This is a genomic window from Pseudomonas sp. LTJR-52, assembly GCF_003691465.1.
In the GTDB taxonomy this organism is placed as follows: Bacteria; Pseudomonadota; Gammaproteobacteria; order Pseudomonadales; family Pseudomonadaceae; genus Chryseomonas; species Chryseomonas luteola.
The window spans coordinates 4,218,510-4,237,835 of record NZ_CP033105.1 but is presented as its reverse complement, the minus strand read 5'-3'; the positions used below and the strand labels follow the sequence as shown (position 1 = coordinate 4,237,835).

Annotated in this window: 16 protein-coding genes, 1 tRNA gene and 1 pseudogene; 15 read left to right on the top strand and 3 right to left on the bottom strand. The window is 52.0% G+C overall.

The features are described 5' to 3' along the window. Positions 1-51: 51 nt before the first annotated feature. Together EAW52_RS19795 and EAW52_RS19790 are read left to right on the top strand one after the other, a co-directional pair. Positions 52-1,437 (top strand): PepSY domain-containing protein, encoded by a 1,386-nt coding sequence (locus EAW52_RS19795; RefSeq protein ID WP_122043696.1) that lies wholly within the window; start codon positions 52-54, stop codon positions 1,435-1,437. A gap of 152 nt (positions 1,438-1,589) precedes the next feature. Then, a complete protein-coding gene (locus tag EAW52_RS19790; RefSeq protein ID WP_122043694.1) occupies positions 1,590-2,606 on the top strand; it encodes a hypothetical protein in 1,017 nt (338 codons plus the stop codon). Positions 2,607-2,694: 88 nt separating this feature from the next. Here the strand turns inward: EAW52_RS19790 and EAW52_RS19785 are convergent, their stop codons facing one another. Beyond that, complete coding sequence (locus EAW52_RS19785; RefSeq protein WP_010799101.1) at positions 2,695-2,931, bottom strand: hypothetical protein; 237 nt, start codon at positions 2,929-2,931, stop codon at positions 2,695-2,697. A gap of 1,395 nt (positions 2,932-4,326) precedes the next feature. Here EAW52_RS19785 and EAW52_RS19775 point away from each other — a divergent pair. The 3 genes from EAW52_RS19775 to EAW52_RS19765 all read left to right on the top strand — a co-directional run bounded on the left by EAW52_RS19775 (position 4,327) and on the right by EAW52_RS19765 (position 8,338). Continuing rightward, positions 4,327-5,550: an MFS transporter gene (locus tag EAW52_RS19775; protein ID WP_122043692.1), complete on the top strand. Its 1,224-nt coding sequence runs from the start codon at positions 4,327-4,329 to the stop codon at positions 5,548-5,550. A gap of 411 nt (positions 5,551-5,961) precedes the next feature. Further along, positions 5,962-7,671, top strand: coding sequence for a YbaL family putative K(+) efflux transporter (ybaL, locus tag EAW52_RS19770; RefSeq protein ID WP_122043691.1), 1,710 nt, complete (start codon positions 5,962-5,964; stop codon positions 7,669-7,671). Positions 7,672-8,074: 403 nt separating this feature from the next. Further along, positions 8,075-8,338, top strand: coding sequence for a PapB/FocB family fimbrial expression transcriptional regulator (locus tag EAW52_RS19765; protein ID WP_010799106.1), 264 nt, complete (start codon positions 8,075-8,077; stop codon positions 8,336-8,338). Between the two features lie 155 nt (positions 8,339-8,493). Here EAW52_RS19765 and EAW52_RS19760 read toward each other — a convergent pair whose 3' ends face one another. Further along, positions 8,494-8,943, bottom strand: coding sequence for a PA2169 family four-helix-bundle protein (locus EAW52_RS19760; RefSeq protein ID WP_010799107.1), 450 nt, complete (start codon positions 8,941-8,943; stop codon positions 8,494-8,496). Positions 8,944-9,300: 357 nt separating this feature from the next. Continuing rightward, entirely contained in the window at positions 9,301-10,458 is a 1,158-nt protein-coding gene (locus EAW52_RS19755) for an SDR family oxidoreductase (RefSeq protein ID WP_162997662.1), read from the bottom strand. A 618-nt stretch (positions 10,459-11,076) separates the two neighbouring features. Between EAW52_RS19755 and EAW52_RS25980 the strand changes: the two genes are divergently transcribed. The 10 genes and pseudogenes from EAW52_RS25980 (at position 11,077) to rpoB (ending at position 19,322) form a co-directional block, all read left to right on the top strand. Further along, positions 11,077-11,217 carry a hypothetical protein gene (locus EAW52_RS25980; protein ID WP_162997661.1) on the top strand — a complete coding sequence of 47 codons (141 nt, stop codon included), beginning with the start codon at positions 11,077-11,079 and terminating at the stop codon, positions 11,215-11,217. 268 nt (positions 11,218-11,485) lie between these two features. Continuing rightward, positions 11,486-11,563 (top strand): annotated as a pseudogene (locus tag EAW52_RS19750) (elongation factor Tu); the annotation flags it as partial. Between the two features lie 54 nt (positions 11,564-11,617). Next, positions 11,618-11,693 (top strand) — tRNA-Trp (locus EAW52_RS19745). Positions 11,694-11,729: 36 nt separating this feature from the next. Beyond that, positions 11,730-12,098: a preprotein translocase subunit SecE gene (gene secE / locus EAW52_RS19740; RefSeq protein WP_019366107.1), complete on the top strand. Its 369-nt coding sequence runs from the start codon at positions 11,730-11,732 to the stop codon at positions 12,096-12,098. A gap of 9 nt (positions 12,099-12,107) precedes the next feature. Continuing rightward, a complete protein-coding gene (gene nusG / locus EAW52_RS19735; RefSeq protein WP_074830397.1) occupies positions 12,108-12,644 on the top strand; it encodes a transcription termination/antitermination protein NusG in 537 nt (178 codons plus the stop codon). A 113-nt stretch (positions 12,645-12,757) separates the two neighbouring features. Beyond that, positions 12,758-13,189 (top strand): 50S ribosomal protein L11, encoded by a 432-nt coding sequence (gene rplK / locus EAW52_RS19730; RefSeq protein ID WP_010796741.1) that lies wholly within the window; start codon positions 12,758-12,760, stop codon positions 13,187-13,189. Further along, positions 13,189-13,884: a 50S ribosomal protein L1 gene (gene rplA / locus EAW52_RS19725; RefSeq protein WP_010796742.1), complete on the top strand. Its 696-nt coding sequence runs from the start codon at positions 13,189-13,191 to the stop codon at positions 13,882-13,884. The genes rplK and rplA overlap by 1 nt, the downstream gene beginning before the upstream one ends. Positions 13,885-14,076: 192 nt before the next feature. Then, the gene (rplJ, locus tag EAW52_RS19720) at positions 14,077-14,577 is read left to right on the top strand and encodes a 50S ribosomal protein L10 (protein WP_010796743.1); all 501 of its coding nucleotides are present in this window, start codon (positions 14,077-14,079) and stop codon (positions 14,575-14,577) included. Positions 14,578-14,655: 78 nt separating this feature from the next. Then, positions 14,656-15,024: a 50S ribosomal protein L7/L12 gene (rplL, locus tag EAW52_RS19715; RefSeq protein WP_010796744.1), complete on the top strand. Its 369-nt coding sequence runs from the start codon at positions 14,656-14,658 to the stop codon at positions 15,022-15,024. 224 nt (positions 15,025-15,248) lie between these two features. Continuing rightward, positions 15,249-19,322, top strand: a complete 4,074-nt coding sequence (gene rpoB / locus EAW52_RS19705) for a DNA-directed RNA polymerase subunit beta (RefSeq protein WP_122043688.1) — start codon at positions 15,249-15,251, stop codon at positions 19,320-19,322. The last annotated feature ends 4 nt before the right edge of the window (positions 19,323-19,326 follow it).

The window sequence follows — 19,326 nt, the reverse complement described above, 5'->3', positions numbered from 1 at the left end:
TAGTTGGCGGCAGCCATGTGTTGTCGTCGTGCTTAGCCGTGGTGAATTTTCATGTCAGGTTCTTCGCCAGCGTCGGTCCAGAATAGACCGGGCGCGTTTATCCAGTTACTCAAACGACTGCACTTCTATATCGGGCTTTTTGTTGGTCCTTTTCTTCTCGTGGCGGCGCTGAGCGGTATTGTCTACGCTTTGACCCCTCAGCTTGAGGACTACCTTTATGCCGATGCCCTGCATACGGATAGCCAGGGCGCTCCTCTCAGCCTTGCCGCCCAAGTGGGTGCGGCCCAGGCAGCGGTAGATCCGTCCTCTCGCATCACTGCCGTACGCCCTGCGCCTGCAGCCGGTGATACTACCCGGGTGATGTTCAACGCGCCGGGCCTGGGCGCCTCCGAGAGCCGTGCCATCTTTATCGACCCGGTGACCGGTGAGGTCAAAGGCGATATGAAGGTATACGGGACGAGTGGTGTCCTGCCATTACGTACCTGGCTGGATCAGTTTCACCGGGGCCTTCTGTTGGGTGATGTAGGCCGAATCTATAGTGAACTGGCGGCATCCTGGCTATGGGTCGCCACCTTGGGCGGCTTGGTGTTATGGGCGTCACGACGGAGTCGTACGCGTGGTAAGACGCCGGCGGGTCTACGCTCTCTGCATGGGTCCACAGGGGTATGGCTGCTAGCAGGGCTGCTGTTCTTTTCGGCCACGGGGCTAACATGGTCACAGTATGCAGGGAGCAATATCGGCATTCTGCGTGCATATTATGGATGGTCGACGCCTGTTGTTTCAACGGAGCTGGGTAGCTCAACCACCATGAAGATGCCCATGGACGAGCATGCCGAACATCATATGCACATGGATAACATGCCGAAGATGGAAGCGGTTGATCCCGACGTGTTTGATCAGGTGATGGCCGCTGCACGTACCCAGCACATTGACGCTGCAAAGGTGGAAATCAAACCTGCCATGCAGCCGGGAAAAGCCTGGACGGTTAATGAAATCGACCGTCGCTGGCCTACTCATGTGGATGCGGTTGCTATCGATCCCGGCTCCTTGGCGGTGGTAGATCATGTCCTGTTTGCTCAGTACTCTCTGCCAGCCAAACTGACCCGGTGGGGTATCGATGCGCACATGGGGGTACTTTTCGGCCTTGCCAATCAGCTGTTGTTGATTGGATTTGCAGGTGGCCTTGTGGTCATGGTGGTTTGGGGATACCTGCTCTGGTGGCGTCGGCGTCCGACCTTTAATGATATTTCTCAACCGAGTCTTATCGATGCATGGCGTGAACTGGGCCTGGTTCAACGAATCCTGGCGCTTGTAATCTCGACAGTACTGGGGATCTGTCTGCCTGTATTAGGCGCCAGCCTGCTTGTGTTTCTAGCGGTGGATTTCATTCTGGGCTTCAAGGCTTCGTTTTCAGGTCTCAAGCAAGGGCAGCCGTAGTACAAGGGAGAAAAACGCTGGCTGCACCGTGAGCGGTTAGCGTTTCTCCTCTCCAGTTCGCGTACTGCCAAAGCTGTAAGGACGATTAAGTAGGAACCCGAAACCAGAATTGACCACACAGGCAATACCCTATTTGTTCTGTGGAGGCTGATATGTCAGTAAAAGTGCTTGGGCCCGCTGAGCCAGGTTTTAGCCTTGGCAGCAATGATTATGGCCCAACGCCTGGGTTCAACGGTGGCCTGGCTCAGCCATACGGCGGACAGGTTAATTTCGGTTCGCCTTCTGAGCCTGCCAGCCAGGGAAGGGAGGTCACGTTCGGCAAGGCTGGGGCTGGTCATTCCCCAGGTGGCGTCAAGGGAGCTAACGAAGAGGATTTGATGGCATTGGTGCGTGACCTGGTGCAGCAAATCCTTCAGATGATTGCGCAACGGTTACAGCAAAACCAGAACGACACGGGAGCATCCTCTCAGGGCCAAAGTAAGGGTAGGGAGGTAGGAAAAGCCACCGCACCAGCGGCTGGTAGTTCGGAACAACCTTCTGTAGCTTCTGGCCCTGCTGTAACTCCCGAAACTGACCCGCAAAAGGTAACGTCTGCAAACCCAGCCAGTAGTGACGGGCCCACTGCCGGTAGCGGTCCGCGTGCATTCAATATAACCAATACTCAGGACCATCCGATCAAAATAGGCCAATTCGATAAGAACGAGCAGTTGACCGCTGAGCTAACGCTTGAGCCAGGGCAGACAGGCGTTATGAGGTTCGAGGACGATACCACTGGACTGCTTAAGCAGGCGGATGCAGACGGACATTACCGCCCTGATGCCAGCCGGCTGGAATTCTTCAACGGCTTTATCAATACCAGTGATATCGATGGCCGAAACGCCTCGATCCATGCCACGAATAACAAGGGATTCGAGATTGGTGATAACAAGAGTATTGCTGACGCTGCGCCCAGCAATATCGTTACAGTCGATTCTGCTGGTAACAAGACCATTGCTGGCTTCTACGATGGTTCGACAGAAACCATGAATAAAGGCGGCCAATTCATGACCGAGAAGCTCGGTACAGGCATGACCTACATGCACCCTGATGATGATCGTCTGCCCACTGGACAGAATCCGATGCGCCATACTGATTCGATGACATTGGATGTCACGTTTGGGAAGCCATAAATAAAGTCGGTGACGCACCGTGTGGCGATATACAAGTACAGGAAGCCCGAGGTGCCTAGGGCTTTCGTTAAATCTTTTGCAGACAGTGCTAGCGACGACGATTCAAATCTCTCAGGCCAAACCAGAGCACCGCCTGGGTGCTAAAGCCGATAATCAGGACAAAAAGCCCAACCGCCATGAACGTCCAATGAGATGAAGCGTAGCCCAAGCAAACAACGACCGCCGCTACGATGCCAATGAGCAAAGGGATGCGGCTGAACCAGAGAGCTTCGTGATGAACTCGGGATTCAAGCATGGCAATCATTTCTTCCCTGTTTCTGCGCATTGGTGTCTACCTGTTTTACTAATGCGGAATGTGGCTCCCATGAGTATAGTCAGCATTTGCATTAACGTAGGCTGTCTAGCCGTACGTTTTACCTTTACGACCCACGGTCTGATAGAACTTAGTGCCCGGCAGGCACAGTGCGGACACCTGATGCTTTAAACACATGCTTTGGAGTGGAAGAAGCAACGCGGCCATATTCCATTACAGCATCGCAGCGGCGTCTTTCCTCGCTAGGGCACCCTAGAGCAAACGTATCCCTCATCCTAAACAGGACACAACGTTCTGTCTTTAAGGTAGGTCGTTCAATAACGGCATCTGAGAAATCAGGTATCCCGATACAGCAGGGTAATAGTTTGAGGCTCCGCGAGTATTAATTCACTTACGGATGGCGGGTCGCATCCTGATGCGCCTGCTGGATACCAATCTTGTATCCGAGCTGCGCAAGGCCGAAAGGGCATTCTGGTACGAGGGCCGATTTGAGGTTTATACAAGAGGTCATTTCCCGTTCAGCTGTCGATTAAAGGCGGCGTGTCTTACAAAAATGTTGGAACTACATCCTGACCTAATCCCTTGTATCCATTATTTACTTACCTTTACCGTTTCTGACGAACTTCTCATCCCCCTAATTGAGTATCTTTACCGTGCTAGCGGTCCTGCTAGTAAGTTGAAGCTAGGCCTTTAGCCTGGATGGACGTTGTACTGTCTTATTCCTCTCAGAACAGATATCCGTCCGGGCTATTTTTCAGTTCGCCTCTAATAGCCCGTGCTATTGCAACGCTTCTACTTTGATATCGGCTCGGTATTTCTTGGTTCAGAAAAGGGTTGCAGTCTGACAAACAGCTATACCGTTTAGCCGGTCCTGTCGTGATACAGCGTTTTATGGCTGTCTATTAGAAGTACTTTCAGAAATGGGTAATCGTTCTTTGCAGGAGGTGTGGCATGCGCATACAAAGCAGGTTGTTGCAGAGAATATTGAAGAAGATACAGGCTGTGATGTCGGCCTTGGGTAGTTTTGCCTTACTTGCCCTTTTTACGATAAATCACTGATGTGAGACCTGCTAAAAGAGGCCCAGCGTCTCGTAAAGTGATCCTTCATAAACGGCAGGATGGTAGCCTCAATCGATCCCAATTGATGTGTCTGTGATGGAGCAGCGTCGCGGCTCTGGTCCTGGTAGCGTCTTGAGCACTGAATTGATCCGCCTCGCTGGTGCCAGTGAGGCCTTCCTGCCGGTCGTCTTTCATACTGGATAGGATGTGGCTTTTAAGGTGCCGTATTTGCCTTGCTTATAAGTAAACCGCAACCGGACCTGCACACTGTTTCGAATTGTATCTAGATACCATGCTTACGAAATGGCACAGTACGGTACCAAACAATGAGTATAACGAGTACCGTTCATGTCCGTGCCTACTGCCCAGGCTGACACTTCCATCCGTTCAGCCTCTGCCGCCAATCCCCTTGTGATGAGCATTGTTTTCTCTTGCGCGCTCGCGCACCTGATCAATGACCTTATCCAGTCGGTTCTTCCGTCCATCTATCCCATGCTGAGGGAAAATTACGGCCTGACCTTTACCCAGGTAGGGCTGATTACGCTGACCTTTCAAGTCACAGCCTCTTTGCTGCAACCATGGATTGGTTTCTATACGGATCGATATCCAAAACCGTTTCTGCTTCCGGCTGGTGCTGTCTGTACACTGATAGGCATCCTGATGCTGGGTTTTGTCGATACCTTTTCGACCATACTGGTAGCTTCGGCGCTGATTGGGGTTGGCTCATCCACCTTTCACCCTGAAACCTCGCGAGTTGCCCGTCTGGCTTCTGGTGGCCGCTTTGGTCTGGCCCAGTCTACTTTCCAGGTAGGAGGCAACGCAGGAACCGCTGTAGGACCATTGCTGGCTGCAGCGATCATCATCCCTTTCGGCCAATCCAATATCGTGTGGTTCGGCCTGTTCGGACTCTTTGCCATCGGCGTGCAATATCGGCTTAGCCTCTGGTATCGGGGCCACTTAAATACGGCGGGGAAAAAGAAGGGGCGTGAAGCTACGCATGGGCTTTCTCGGCGCCAGATCACGGGGGCCTTGGTCGTCCTGGCCTTGCTGGTTTTCTCCAAATATATCTACATGGCCAGTATCACCAGCTATTTCACGTTTTATCTGATCGAGAAGTTTGACTTGTCGGTGGCCAGCTCCCAGCTGCATCTGTTCCTGTTTCTGGGCGCGGTGGCAGCAGGTACGTTCTTTGGTGGGCCCATTGGCGACAGGATCGGGCGCAAGGCGGTAATCTGGTTTTCCATTCTGGGGGCCGCGCCATTTACGTTGGCCATGCCGTACGTTGATCTCTTCTGGACCAGCGTGTTGAGCGTGATTATTGGATTTATCCTGGCGTCGGCCTTTTCTGCCATTGTGGTCTACGCTCAGGAGCTGGTGCCCGGCAACGTAGGCATGATTGCCGGCGTGTTTTTTGGCCTTATGTTCGGCTTTAGTGGGATCGCAGCCGCAGCGCTGGGCCATCTGGCGGACCTGCGTGGTATCGAGTACGTCTACACACTGTGCTCATTCATGCCGCTCTTGGGGATTCTTACGATTTTTCTACCTTCCACCCAATCTAAACGCAAGCATTGAGCCGACATCTAACGTACTCCAAGGGGCAATCTGCTTGCTTCTTGGAGTCGCTGAGTTTGTTTGGCCCTAAATAGAGGTTTTGGCTAGCTTTTTATTGCTTTTCCTTCTGGAAATTCCTGTAGTCAAGATAACCAACAAAAGCGAACATGACAGCGCGCTCAAAATACCTATCGCAGCGTAGTTTGTTCCAATCCTTATCTTTATAAGGAGGTAGAGGCCGCCCAAGCCTGAACCCGTACGCGGGCATGGAACCTAGCATTGTTCATCAAACTATTACCAATATTGAAAGGATGCCATTAACATCCTGTAATGAAAGGGCATTTTTTTAGCCAATCAGTAAGGGTGAATGAAAGTCCGGCCAGTTATGCTCATATCTAGCGGTTGAATACTGGATACGTTAGAAGGAGTTCTATGGAGCACAACATTCCCCTTATTACGACCATTGCCGCGGGACTTGTTGTCGCGTTGATACTGGGCTTTCTGGCCGAAAAGATGCGAATACCCGCACTGATTGGTTACCTGTTGGCAGGCATTCTCATTGGCCCTTCCACGCCCGGGTTTGTGGCCGACATGCACATCGCCTCGGAGCTTTCCGAGATTGGTGTGATGCTGCTGATGTTTGGCGTGGGGCTGCACTTTTCCATTGGTGACCTGCTTTCGGTCAAGCGCATCGCCATTCCTGGCGCTATCGTACAAATGAGTCTCGCCACGGTGCTGGGCGCTGTACTGGCTCACTGGTGGGGCTGGAGCTGGGGCAACGGCTTTATCTTTGGTCTTTGCCTGTCGTGTGCCAGTACTGTCGTGCTGCTTAAAGCATTGGAGGCGCGCGGAGTGCTAGACAGCATGAACGGCCGTATTGCCGTCGGCTGGCTGGTCGTTGAAGATCTGGCAACCGTACTGGTGCTGGTACTGCTACCTCCACTGGCAGGCATGCTCGGTAGTACCAGCGAAGCATTGCCCGCGCAGGACGGGCCACTCTGGGTAACGCTTGGGAAAACCCTTCTGCAGATCGTCGCCTTCGTCGCGCTGATGCTCATTGCCGGACGCCGAGCGCTGCCATGGCTGCTCTGGCAAGTGGCGCGAACAGGCTCTCGCGAACTCTTCACGCTAGCGGTCGTCGCGATTGCCATCGGTATTGCCTTCGGTGCATCCAAGCTCTTTAATGTGTCTTTTGCGTTGGGTGCTTTCTTTGCCGGTATGGTAATGAGGGAGTCCAAATTCAGCCATCGGGCTGCCGAAGAGTCGTTGCCATTGCGTGACGCCTTCTCGGTATTGTTCTTTGTGTCCGTAGGGATGCTGTTCGACCCGATGATCTTGGTTCAGGAACCGGCACATGTACTGGCCGTTGTGGCTATCATCGTGCTAGGAAAATCACTAGCGGCGCTAGTCATCACATTAGCTCTACGCTACCCACTTAATACTGGTATGACGGTAGCTGCGAGCCTTGCCCAGATAGGAGAGTTCTCTTTCATATTAGGCGGTCTCGGTTTGACGCTAGGGCTGCTACCGCAGGAGGGGATGAGCCTGGTATTGGCCGGTGCGCTCGTCTCGATTGCCATAAATCCGCTATTGTTTACCCTGATCGAGCCGGTACGCCGTTGGGTGCTGGCGCGCTCGTCGTTTGCACGCGAGCTTGAAAGCAGGCAGGATCCTTATGCTGAACTTCCCATGGATACGGACCGCAAATACCTGGAGCGCCAAATCGTTCTGGTTGGTTATGGACGAGTTGGACGGCGGATAGCGAAGGTATTGGACGAACAGGGGATTCCTTACGTCATTGCTGAGCAGAACAGGGAAATGGTGGATCAGTTGCGTAAGGAAGGCAAAGCGGCTGTTTCCGGCGATGCTGCGGACCCTGCTGTGCTTATCCAGGCCCATATTGCCAAGGCTGCCATGCTGGTCATCGCAACTCCTGATCCACTCAACGCGCGCCAAATGGTAGAAACCGCCAAAACGTTAAATCCGGAAGTGGAGGTCGTGGTTCGCACTCACAGTGAGGATGAATCACAGCTCCTGCGGCGGGATGGAATCGGTACGGTGTTCTTCGGGGAAGAGGAACTGGCGAAGGGCATGGCAAGTCATGTTTCAATTCGTTTTGTGGAGTTGATAGCTCATCGGTAACGGAGAGCGTATCCCAGACGAATTAAGTTTGAGGATTATGTACATAGCCATTATGGGCTAGTGAAGCAAGGCATAGCTAATTACGCCTTGCTTCAACCTTACGTCACTGTTAGTGATGAGCGCTCAGACAAATTCCAACTCGGATAGCGCCGCTGTGATTTAAGGTATAGATCTCAGCTTGCAAGGCTATAAGCGGTTTACCAGACTTCTAATCCGCGTTGTGGCTTGAACACTGAATACACCAGAAGAGCAGAAATTGGAGGCTCCATCTGCTAAAACGAGCTATACTATTGATAACCTATTAAGGTAACTCAGGTGTAGTGGTATCTAGAGACCTGCCTCTATCCCAACGATTACTCGCCTACCTGTTACATATACCTGTCATTAGACTGTTGAGAGAGCCATGCGCGCCCGTACATTGTCCTTCTTAAAACCTGGAGCACTTGAGCGTGAGCACTTTGACCTGTTACTGGAGGGTACTTCCATTCGGGGAGAACGGGTTATTCGCGCCTTGGAAGACTTTCTGATAAAAGGCGTACCCGTAACCGAGGCCTGTGAGAGTAATGGGGTAAACCGCAGCCAGTTCTACCGCAGGCTTTATGCTCTAGAAAGCGAGAGTGAACGAGCGAGACGCTTGAGCAAGTTTTATAACTACGCCAGTGATTGATACCCAGCCTCCCAGGTTGCTGTTGAGCTGGCGGAACGTAGATCTAATGCTGGCAATTTTGCTTAATATACGCGTCGTAGAAGGTGCTCATCACCGCTGAAAGCCGAGCCGAAAGAGAGCCTTTTGCAAGGCGTCTCTTTGCGGCGCCTAAGGGCTTAGCTTGCTCGTGCAGCGTCTCTGAGTGCCTTGACCTGGTCATGGTTTCGTTGCACCCCTTGCAGCTGCCGCTCTACGACAGCGCGAACATCCGCAGGCAAATCCTTTTCAAGCGCCTGCTTGTAGCTTTTGAGAGCGACATCTTCGCCGCGCTCGCATTCATTAAGAATCGCTTCGTCGCTCTTACCTGTAATTGATGATTTGATATCAACCCATTTGCGGTGGAGGGCACCCGATACACTGGCTTTCTGTTCCGGATCACCGCCTAGCTTGGTCACGAGTTGCTGAAGCTCGGTTGCGGCTGTGCTGCAATCCTGGGCGCGGGCTGCCATGGTTGACTTGAGTTTCGGATCCTTCAGGTCATCGGCGCATTCCTGAAACCCCTTGTAGCCATCCAGACAGGTTTCAATCAAGTCGTTCAGCTCAGAAATTACCGCTTTGTTATCCATAAAGATTACCTTCAGGCAGTTCAAATAGGTGTAGCCTGGTCCGTACGACGAGGCTATTTAGCTGACTCGTTCCGGTGTGGCTTCGTTCAATTCGTGATGGTTGAACAGCGGTTTTGGTGCAAAGGGAAGCTCTAAGCACTTGGTTATTTGAGCTGCACCAGGAGCGGATCAGCTACGGAGTGGGGCGCGTCCTCAATGGAGTCTAGGTGAGACATGAGCGCGCTACGTTATTGAATGGATGAGTTTAACGGCGTAGCAATTCTCTATCCGTTGTAGGCCCGATTTCGATCAATATGAAAATAAAGTAGGCGAGAGGCTATTACTCAAGTCCTCTCGCCTTAGTCCTGTCAGCCCTGATTACGCGGCCCTGGCAGTCGCCAGTAGGGACAGTTCCTTTTTCATCGCTGCAATTATGGCAGTCCATTCCAGCTCTTCGACATCAATAGGAAACTTGGCGAGAGCGTCCTGTGACATCCACTGCAACGGCCGACGTACCTGGGAATCGTTAAAAATGAAGCGGTTCTCCATCGCGAATCCATACGCCTCAACGATGACTCTATTAAGCTTTGCCTGTTTTTCATTCAGGTGAGCTAACGCCTCGTTAAACTCGTACTGATTCTCGAAATAGCTGATATGGCCAGCCATTTCAGCCACCTGACCCAACGTAGGGATATTGCGTGTAGCGGATGAACAATGGACAACCTGAAACAGGCTATTTGAAGGGTCTACGGCATTTGCCAGTAGCATATTGACGCAAATATCCACGGGGATCATGTCGTTGATCGCCGTTTTCATGGATACCGGGAAATGTTTAACGCCTCCAAGCGCAATGGATCGGATGAAAGCGGGCAGGGAGATGGAAAAATTGCAATAACCTTTACTTGGATAGGCCCAGGCGCCTGTGACTGAAGTAATGCGCGCGACCATAATAGGGAGGTGAGGGTAGCGCTGGTGTAATAGGCGTTCCATCAGATTCTTTGAATAGGCGTAAGCATTAGGCCATTCACTAAGCCTTGCGCTGCCTCCTTTCGTGAAGATCTCTTCCAGTTCAGATTCCGCCGTTGAGTCCTGATAGATTCGTTCCTCAATATGCTCCGTCGCTGAGCGATTACATAGTGCCCAATAGCTGGATGTAACTAAAAATAGTGCACGTTTTTCAAAGGTAGCGACAAGCGTTGCACCCTGTAGAGCAGACAGCGTGTTGGCGTGTACCTGATCCTGTATATCGGTATCCCAACGGGTATACGCAGCCAGGTGGAAAACAATGTCCACATCCTTCCTGATTTCCTGCAGCCAAGAGGTGGCAATGTCCCAATTTTCCTTCCTGATATCGCCCTTTATCCATACGACTCGTTTGTCATGAGCATAAGCTTGAGAAGGAGGCGTTGTATGATAAAGGCAGTAAATCCGGCCGACACCTTCGAGTTTTTCCGACAGGGTCTTGAGCAACATCGAACCAATAAAGCCCGTAGCGCCGGTGATCAGTACATTCTTTCCTTCGTAAGCCTTGTCCACTGATGTTCTCCACATGGGTTTATTACAGGACAAGTGGCCAGGAGTTACCATGTTGCTTTAAGCACATGAACTGCCTGCGCCTGACCGCAAGTCAGCACATCCACACTTTAGACTCGTCGCATGAAGCCTTTATGAAAGGCCTGAGATAGAGCGGCAGGAACTGCTTGTGGAGGTTTTACACCACAGCCTCATTAAGCCTTAAATACAAAAGCGAGGAATAGCTTTAGCCAGTGAGTTACCTTTTTAGAAAACCTCTGATTTGCTCAAGTCTTCGTATCAGCATTTGTGAACCGGCAAACGGATAATGCAAGTGGGGGGACAATCAGTCACAGAAGGGACTTAAAAGTGGCGTTAAGCGCTGGCCAAAAGCCAAATAGAAAATCCGATAGCAGAGTTATGACCCTATTTGACAACTTTAAAGTCAGTCGCAGGTAAGCCTTAGCTGCTTACTCGTACAGGTTCCGATCAAAGGCTACGTAACTTATTTTTTCAGCAAGGCAACTTTTTAATTTGGCTCTGTCCTACCATTTAGCGGCCAGTCACTAATTACCTATCTATTGAACGTAGGGATAGCAAAAGTCGCCAAGGGAATGGATAACATCAATAGAGGTGAGAATAATGACAACTACCCTCCAGCAGCGCCGTGAACAGTTGAATGCTCTAATGGATGAGTCGCGGGCCAAGGCAAAAGCCTTGGGAATCCACTTTGACTTCAGGAAAGCGAGGCTCGCGGCGCGTAGCGTTGTGTTGGGTAAGTAAAAGGCAACATGGTTTAAAAGCCTGGCCGCGATGCGATAAAGACTGTCTGTTTCGCATCACAAGAAATGCTGGTGCAGGTTAGTCAGATAACCTGCACTACGCTTCGACACAAACCTGACGATCAGTGCGTTAGGGTTAGGGCATTGCGTTGAGTAGGTATGGCTAAGCAGTTCGTTGCCGCTTGCGCCGATTCACCCGACCGACCTGAACACTCTCGGCAACCTGGTAAACGGACTTGGCCAAATCAACCGCTATGCGTTTCATTGCACAAGAAGGTCTGCGTTTCGCTATTCGCGAAGGCGGCCGTACCGTAGGCGCCGGCGTGGTTGCCAAGATCGTCGAATAAGTTCTTGATCTTGGGTTGTTAGGCCGGCATAATAGCCGGCCTGATTTAAGTTACAGGCCAGTAGCTCAATTGGCAGAGCGGCGGTCTCCAAAACCGCAGGTTGGGGGTTCGATTCCCTCCTGGCCTGCCAGATTTAATCTGGCATTTCCTGACAGGATTTCAATTGATGAGCGTCAAGGCGGAAGCCAAAGAGTCACGCTTCGATGCGATGAAGTGGCTTGTGGTCGTCTTGCTGGTAGCAGTAGGTGTTGTTGCTAACCACTACTACTCAGCCCAGCCGATCCTGTATCGCGTTATCGGTTTGCTGGTTCTGGGTGCTGTAGCTGCTTTCGTTGCATTACAGACTGTCAAAGGGCAAGCGTTTTTCACGCTGCTCAAAGAGGCGCGCACCGAGATTCGTAAGGTTGTCTGGCCTAGTAGGCAAGAGACAACTCAGACCACATTGATTGTGGTTGCAGTAGTGCTGGTCATGGCGTTGCTGCTATGGGGATTAGATTCCCTGCTCGGATGGCTTGTTTCCATGATCGTAGGTTAAGGGTTCGCCGTGGCTAAGCGTTGGTACGTAGTGCATGCATACTCGGGTTACGAGAAGCATGTCATGCGCTCTTTGATTGAGCGCGTCAAGCTTGCCGGAATGGAAGATGAGTTCGGCGATATTCTGGTTCCCACTGAAGAAGTAGTGGAAATGCGTAATGGCCAGAAGCGCAAAAGCGAACGTAAATTCTTTCCAGGTTATGTGCTCGTTCAGATGGAAATGAACGAAGGTACTTGGCACCTCGTTAAAGATACCCCGCGGGTTATGGGTTTTATTGGTGGGACGGCTGATAAGCCAGCACCGATTACTGATCGTGAGGCAGAGGCGATTCTTCGTCGTGTTTCCGACAGTAGTGATAAGCCCAAGCCGAAAACACTGTTTGAGCCAGGTGAGACTGTTCGCGTTATCGATGGTCCGTTTGCTGACTTCAATGGTGTTGTCGAAGAAGTGAATTATGAAAAAAGCCGGATTCAAGTGGCTGTCCTGATTTTTGGACGTTCTACGCCGGTTGAGCTGGAATTCAGTCAGGTCGAAAAAGTCGTCTAACTGATGCCTAGTCCCATACCCCGCAGTTTAGGCTGCGGGGTTTTGTCGTCAGTGGGATAAGGTGAATCAAACCGGGGAGCCTTAAGGCGTTAGACCCGTCATTGGAGTAGCAAATGGCTAAGAAAATCCAAGCTTATATCAAGCTGCAAGTTAAAGCGGCCCAAGCTAACCCGAGCCCGCCAGTAGGTCCGGCGCTGGGTCAGCATGGTGTGAACATCATGGAATTCTGTAAGGCATTCAACGCCCGTACCCAAGGTATGGAACCAGGTCTGCCTACTCCGGTAATTATTACCGTTTACAGTGACCGTAGCTTCACGTTTGAGACCAAGAGTACTCCTGCTTCCGTTCTTCTGAAGAAGGCTGCGGGCATTCAGAGCGGTTCTAGCCGTCCTAACTCTCAGAAAGTAGGCACCGTAACGCGTGCTCAGCTTGAAGAGATTGCTAAGACCAAGAATGCTGATCTGACTGCTGCTGATATGGATGCAGCTGTACGTACTATCGCTGGCTCTGCGCGTAGCATGGGCCTCAATGTGGAGGGCGTGTAATGGCCAAGCTCACTAAGCGTCAAAAGGCTATTGCTGCCAAGATTGAAGCAGGCAAGCAGTACAGCTTTGAAGAGGCTGCTGCGCTTCTGTCTCAGCTGTCCACTGTCAAGTTCAAAGAGTCGGTAGACGTTTCAGTTAATCTGGGCGTTGATCCTCGTAAATCTGACCAGGTTGTTCGTGGTGCTACCGTTCTGCCAAACGGTACTGGCAAGAGCGTCCGTGTAGCCGTGTTTACTCAGGGCCCCAATGCTGAAGCAGCGCTGGCTGCTGGTGCAGAAAAAGTGGGTATGGACGACTTGGCTGCCGAGATGAAAGCTGGCGATCTGAGCTATGACGTCGTGATTGCTTCTCCAGATGCAATGCGCGTAGTAGGTCAGTTGGGTCAGATCCTTGGTCCTCGTGGTCTGATGCCTAACCCCAAAGTTGGCACTGTGACTCCGGACGTTGCTACTGCAGTCAAGAACGCAAAGGCCGGTCAGGTTCGTTTCCGTACCGACAAGAACGGCATCATCCATGCCTCCGTTGGCAAGGTTGATTTCGAACCCGTTAAGCTTAAGCAGAACGTTGAAGCGCTGCTGGCTGACCTGAAGAGACTCAAGCCGTCTACTTCCAAAGGTATTTATGTCAAGCGCGTGACTCTGAGCACCACTATGGGCCCAGGTCTGCAGATTGATCAGGCTTCCCTGGAAGCCTAAGTGATTCGAGCGAAGCACTGCTTCGCTCTCTTATTGGGGTCCCTGCCTGGCGGGGGCTGTCCAAGACCGTAGGTGACGAAAGTCTTAAATTAAGCCTACGCAGATGGTGCTCCCGATTCGGTTACCGAGTCAGACACCAAAACGACGTCCGGCTTAGGTTGGGCGATACGGTAACATCCAGGAGTAAAACCCGTGGCAATTAAACTCGAAGACAAGAAGGCTATCGTCGCTGAAGTCAACGAGGCTGCCCAAAGTGCCCTGTCTGCTGTCGTGGCTGATGCCCGTGGCGTGACAGTAGGTGCAATGACCGGACTCCGTAAAGAGGCCCGTGCGGCTGGTGTTTACGTGAAAGTTGTGCGTAACACACTGCTGCGTCGCGCTGTTGAAGGTACTTCGTTTGACGTACTGAACGACGCGTTCAAAGGCCCGACCCTGATTGCTTTTTCCACTGAACATCCGGGCGCTGCTGCTCGCATTTTCAAGGAATTCGCCAAGGGTCAGGACAAGTTCGAGATCAAGGCAGCCGCGTTTGAAGGCAAGCTGATCCCAGCTAACCAGATCGACGTATTGGCAACTCTGCCAACCTACGACGAAGCTGTGTCCCAGCTGATGAGCGTTATCCAGGGCGCAACCAGCAAGCTGGCTCGTACTCTGGCAGCTATTCGCGACCAGAAAGAATCTGCTGCAGCCTAAGGCTAAGCATCTACTTTCTCGCTTTTTTGTTTAATTCTAGTGGCTACGAAGCCCCTAAACGATACAGGAATTAGAGTCATGGCTCTGACCAACGAAGATATCATCAACGCCGTATCCGAAATGTCCGTCATGCAAGTGGTCGAACTGATCAAGGCGATGGAAGAGAAGTTCGGTGTAACTGCTGCTGCCGCTGTAGCTGCTGGTCCGGCTGCTGCCGCCCCTGCTGCTGAAGAGCAGACTGAATTCACTATCATGTTGACCGAGGCTGGCGACAAGAAAGTGAACGTCATTAAGGTCGTTCGTGAACTGACTGGTCTGGGCCTGAAAGAAGCCAAGGCAGTTGTTGACGGCGCTCCTGGCGTTGTTAAAGAAGGCGTTTCCAAAGAGGAAGCCGAGGCTGCCAAGAAGTCTCTGGAAGAAGCTGGCGCCAAGGTCGAGCTCAAGTAAGCTCAGACATTGCGTCTACAGCCTGAGCGTTAAAGTTCGGCTGATGGCTGGTGGCAATAGCCACCGGCCTTTTTCTGTTTCGATGCAGCCCGGTCGGGCTTGTGATCAAATAGAAATAAAGAAGGCCATCATAGGTGATGGCGCAAACGATAACGTTTGCAAGATTTTCCGGCTGCTCCCGTCGGAGAGGCCAAACAAGCAGGTGACCAAGCTGGGGAACGCTGATGGCTTACTCATACACTGAGAAAAAACGTATCCGCAAGGACTTTAGCAAGTTGCCGCACGTTATGGACGTGCCGTATCTATTGGCTATCCAGCTGGATTCGTATCGCGAATTCCTGCAGGCGGGCGCAGGCAAAGATCAGCTCCGCGATATCGGTCTGCACGCGGCCTTCAAGTCCGTTTTCCCGATTATCAGTTATTCCGGCAATGCTGCCTTGGAATATGTCGGTTATCGCCTTGGCGAGCCGGCGTTCGATGTTAAAGAATGTGTTCTGCGCGGCGTGACATTTGCTGTTCCGCTGCGAGTAAAAGTGCGCCTGATTATTTTTGATCGTGAGTCGTCCAACAAGGCGATCAAAGACATCAAGGAGCAAGAAGTTTACATGGGGGAAATTCCCCTGATGACAGAAAACGGCACCTTCATTATCAATGGTACCGAGCGTGTCATCGTTTCCCAGTTGCACCGTTCTCCTGGTGTCTTCTTCGATCACGACCGTGGTAAGACCCACAGCTCCGGTAAGCTGCTGTATTCCGCTCGTATTATTCCTTACCGTGGTTCTTGGTTAGACTTCGAGTTTGACCCCAAGGACAGCGTATTTGTTCGTATCGACCGTCGCCGCAAGCTACCTGCGACCGTTCTGCTGCGCGCGCTTGGTTACGGTACTGAAGAAGTGCTGGATATGTTCTACGACACCAACGTATTCCACATCAAGGGTGAAACCTTGAATCTGGAATTGGTGCCGCAGCGTCTGCGTGGCGAAATTGCCAGCTTTGATATTAAGGACAATGCAGGCAAGGTGATTGTAGAGCAGGGACGTCGTGTTACTGCGCGCCATATCAATCAGCTTGAAAAATCAGGTATTACCGAGCTGGAAGTGCCATTCGATTATGTTATTGGCCGTACTACTGCCAAGGCGATTGTGCATCCTGCTACTGGTGAAATTATTGCCGAGTGCAATACCGAGTTAACCCTCGATATGCTGGCAAAAATTGCAAAGGCAAATGTCGTCCGCATCGAAACGTTGTACACCAACGACATTGACTGTGGTCCGTTTGTTTCCGATACGCTGAAGATCGATTCCACAACTAATCAACTCGAAGCATTGGTTGAAATCTATCGTATGATGCGTCCAGGCGAGCCTCCAACCAAGGAAGCTGCCGAGACACTATTTAACAACCTGTTCTTCAGCGCCGAGCGTTACGATCTATCTGCCGTTGGCCGTATGAAGTTCAACCGTCGTATCGGCCGTGACGAAATCGAAGGCCAGGGTGTGCTGAGCCGCGAAGACATCGTTGACGTGCTCAGAACGCTGGTAGATATTCGGAACGGTAAAGGTATCGTCGATGATATCGATCACTTAGGTAACCGCCGTGTACGTTGCGTAGGTGAGATGGCTGAGAATCAGTTCCGTGTTGGCCTGGTGCGTGTTGAGCGCGCGGTCAAGGAACGTCTATCGATGGCCGAAAGTGAAGGACTGATGCCGCAAGACCTGATCAATGCAAAGCCGGTGGCTGCTGCGATCAAGGAGTTTTTCGGATCGAGCCAGTTGTCTCAGTTCATGGATCAGAACAACCCGCTTTCTGAGATCACGCACAAGCGTCGTGTCTCAGCACTCGGCCCGGGTGGTTTAACACGGGAGCGTGCGGGCTTTGAGGTTCGTGACGTTCATCCGACTCATTACGGTCGCGTATGTCCGATTGAGACACCAGAAGGTCCGAACATTGGTCTGATCAACTCGCTGGCAACCTATGCACGCACGAATCAGTATGGTTTTCTGGAGAGTCCTTATCGCGTAGTCAAGGATGCCGTGGCCTCTGATGAGATTGTGTTCCTGTCAGCGATCGAAGAAGCCAATCATGTAATCGCTCAGGCCTCTGCGGCTCTGGACGAAAATAACCGACTGGTCGATGAACTTGTGGCGGTACGCCATCAGAACGAATTCACGGTTAAGAGCCCGGAAGACGTAACTCTGATGGATGTGTCACCTAAGCAGGTGGTTTCCGTTGCTGCTTCGCTGATTCCTTTCCTCGAGCACGATGATGCGAACCGTGCCCTTATGGGTTCGAACATGCAGCGTCAGGCTGTTCCGACTCTGCGCTCGGACAAGCCGCTAGTCGGAACGGGTATGGAGCGTAACGTAGCACGCGACTCTGGTGTTTGTGTTGTGGCACGTCGAGGCGGTGTGATCGACTCCGTTGACGCAAGCCGTATCGTGGTGCGCGTTGCTAATGCCGAAGTTGAAACGGGCGAGGCGGGTGTAGATATCTACAACCTGACCAAATATACCCGCTCCAACCAGAACACCTGCATTAACCAGCGTCCGCTGGTAAATAAGGGTGACGTCATTGCGCGTGGCGACATCCTGGCTGATGGCCCGTCTACCGATATGGGTGAGCTGGCACTAGGTCAGAATATGCGCGTTGCGTTTATGACCTGGAACGGCTTCAACTTCGAAGACTCGATCCTGTTGTCTGAGCGCGTTGTGCAGGAAGACCGCTTTACTACGATCCACATTCAGGAGCTGACCTGTGTGGCTCGTGATACAAAGCTCGGCCCAGAAGAAATCACTTCTGATATCCCGAACGTAGGCGAGGCAGCGCTTAACAAGCTTGATGAAGCCGGTATTGTTTACGTTGGTGCCGAGGTGCAGGCAGGTGACATTCTGGTCGGTAAGGTAACGCCGAAAGGTGAAACCCAGCTGACTCCAGAAGAAAAGCTGCTACGTGCCATCTTTGGTGAAAAGGCGTCCGATGTTAAGGATACTTCCCTGCGCGTACCAACGGGTACCAAGGGTACGGTCATTGATGTACAGGTCTTTACCCGTGATGGGGTAGAGCGTGACTCTCGTGCACTGGCAATCGAGAAGTCCCAGCTCGACGAGATTCGCAAGGACCTCAATGAGGAGTTCCGTATCGTTGAAGGTGCCACCTTTGAGCGTCTGCGTCAGGCACTTGTAGGTCAGGTTGCGGATGGCGGACCGAATGTCAAAAAGGGTTCTGTCATTACTGACGAGTACCTGGATGGTCTGGAGCGTGGCCAGTGGTTCAAGCTGCGTATGGCAGAAGATGCGCAAAACGAGCAGTTGGAAAAGGCTCAAGCCTATCTATCCGATCGCCGTCAGCTCTTGGACGACAAGTTCGAGGACAAGAAGCGCAAGCTGCAGCAAGGCGATGACCTGGCACCTGGCGTGCTTAAGATCGTGAAGGTTTACCTGGCAATCCGTCGCCGTATCCAGCCTGGTGACAAGATGGCAGGTCGTCACGGTAACAAGGGTGTGGTATCGGTCATCATGCCGGTTGAAGACATGCCTTACGATGAGACGGGTACTCCGGTTGACATCGTATTGAACCCGCTGGGTGTTCCGTCACGGATGAACGTTGGTCAGATTCTTGAAACGCACCTAGGCCTTGCTGCCAAGGGGTTGGGCGAGAAGATCAATCGCATGCTTGAAGAGCAACGCAAAGTAGCTGAGCTGCGTAGTTTCCTGCATGAGCTCTATAACGAGATCGGTGGCCGCCAGGAAAACCTGGATGAGCTGAGCGACGAAGAAGTGTTGCGTTTGGCTAAAAACCTGCGTGGTGGCGTGCCGATGGCTACGCCGGTCTTCGATGGTGCTAAGGAACGTGAAATCAAGGCTATGCTGAAGCTGGCTGATCTGCCCGAAAGTGGTCAGATGCGCCTGTTTGACGGCCGTACCGGTAATCAGTTCGAGCGTCCGGTTACTGTCGGCTACATGTATATGCTGAAGCTCAACCACCTGGTCGATGACAAGATGCATGCCCGTTCCACAGGATCGTATAGCCTGGTTACTCAGCAGCCGCTGGGTGGTAAGGCGCAGTTCGGTGGACAGCGTTTCGGAGAGATGGAGGTCTGGGCGCTGGAAGCTTATGGTGCCGCCTACACCCTTCAGGAAATGCTGACGGTCAAGTCGGACGATGTGAATGGCCGGACCAAGATGTACAAGAACATCGTGGACGGAGATCATCGTATGGAGGCCGGTATGCCGGAGTCCTTCAACGTACTGATCAAGGAAATTCGCTCGCTCGGTATCGATATCGAATTGGAAACCGAATAACACG

What these genes read in the sequence shown, in the direction of transcription:
- EAW52_RS19795 (WP_122043696.1), top strand. Translation starts at nt 52, where the DNA reads ATGTCAGGTTCTTCGCCAGCGTCGGTCCAGAATAGACCGGGCGCGTTT.
- rplA (WP_010796742.1), top strand. Translation starts at nt 13,189, where the DNA reads ATGGCCAAGCTCACTAAGCGTCAAAAGGCTATTGCTGCCAAGATTGAA.
- EAW52_RS19765 (WP_010799106.1), top strand. Translation starts at nt 8,075, where the DNA reads ATGCGCGCCCGTACATTGTCCTTCTTAAAACCTGGAGCACTTGAGCGT.
- EAW52_RS19790 (WP_122043694.1), top strand. Translation starts at nt 1,590, where the DNA reads ATGTCAGTAAAAGTGCTTGGGCCCGCTGAGCCAGGTTTTAGCCTTGGC.
- EAW52_RS19760 (WP_010799107.1), bottom strand. Translation starts at nt 8,943, where the DNA reads ATGGATAACAAAGCGGTAATTTCTGAGCTGAACGACTTGATTGAAACC.
- ybaL (WP_122043691.1), top strand. Translation starts at nt 5,962, where the DNA reads ATGGAGCACAACATTCCCCTTATTACGACCATTGCCGCGGGACTTGTT.
- rplK (WP_010796741.1), top strand. Translation starts at nt 12,758, where the DNA reads ATGGCTAAGAAAATCCAAGCTTATATCAAGCTGCAAGTTAAAGCGGCC.
- rplL (WP_010796744.1), top strand. Translation starts at nt 14,656, where the DNA reads ATGGCTCTGACCAACGAAGATATCATCAACGCCGTATCCGAAATGTCC.
- EAW52_RS19775 (WP_122043692.1), top strand. Translation starts at nt 4,327, where the DNA reads ATGTCCGTGCCTACTGCCCAGGCTGACACTTCCATCCGTTCAGCCTCT.
- secE (WP_019366107.1), top strand. Translation starts at nt 11,730, where the DNA reads ATGAGCGTCAAGGCGGAAGCCAAAGAGTCACGCTTCGATGCGATGAAG.
- EAW52_RS25980 (WP_162997661.1), top strand. Translation starts at nt 11,077, where the DNA reads ATGACAACTACCCTCCAGCAGCGCCGTGAACAGTTGAATGCTCTAATG.
- EAW52_RS19785 (WP_010799101.1), bottom strand. Translation starts at nt 2,931, where the DNA reads ATGCGCAGAAACAGGGAAGAAATGATTGCCATGCTTGAATCCCGAGTT.
- rpoB (WP_122043688.1), top strand. Translation starts at nt 15,249, where the DNA reads ATGGCTTACTCATACACTGAGAAAAAACGTATCCGCAAGGACTTTAGC.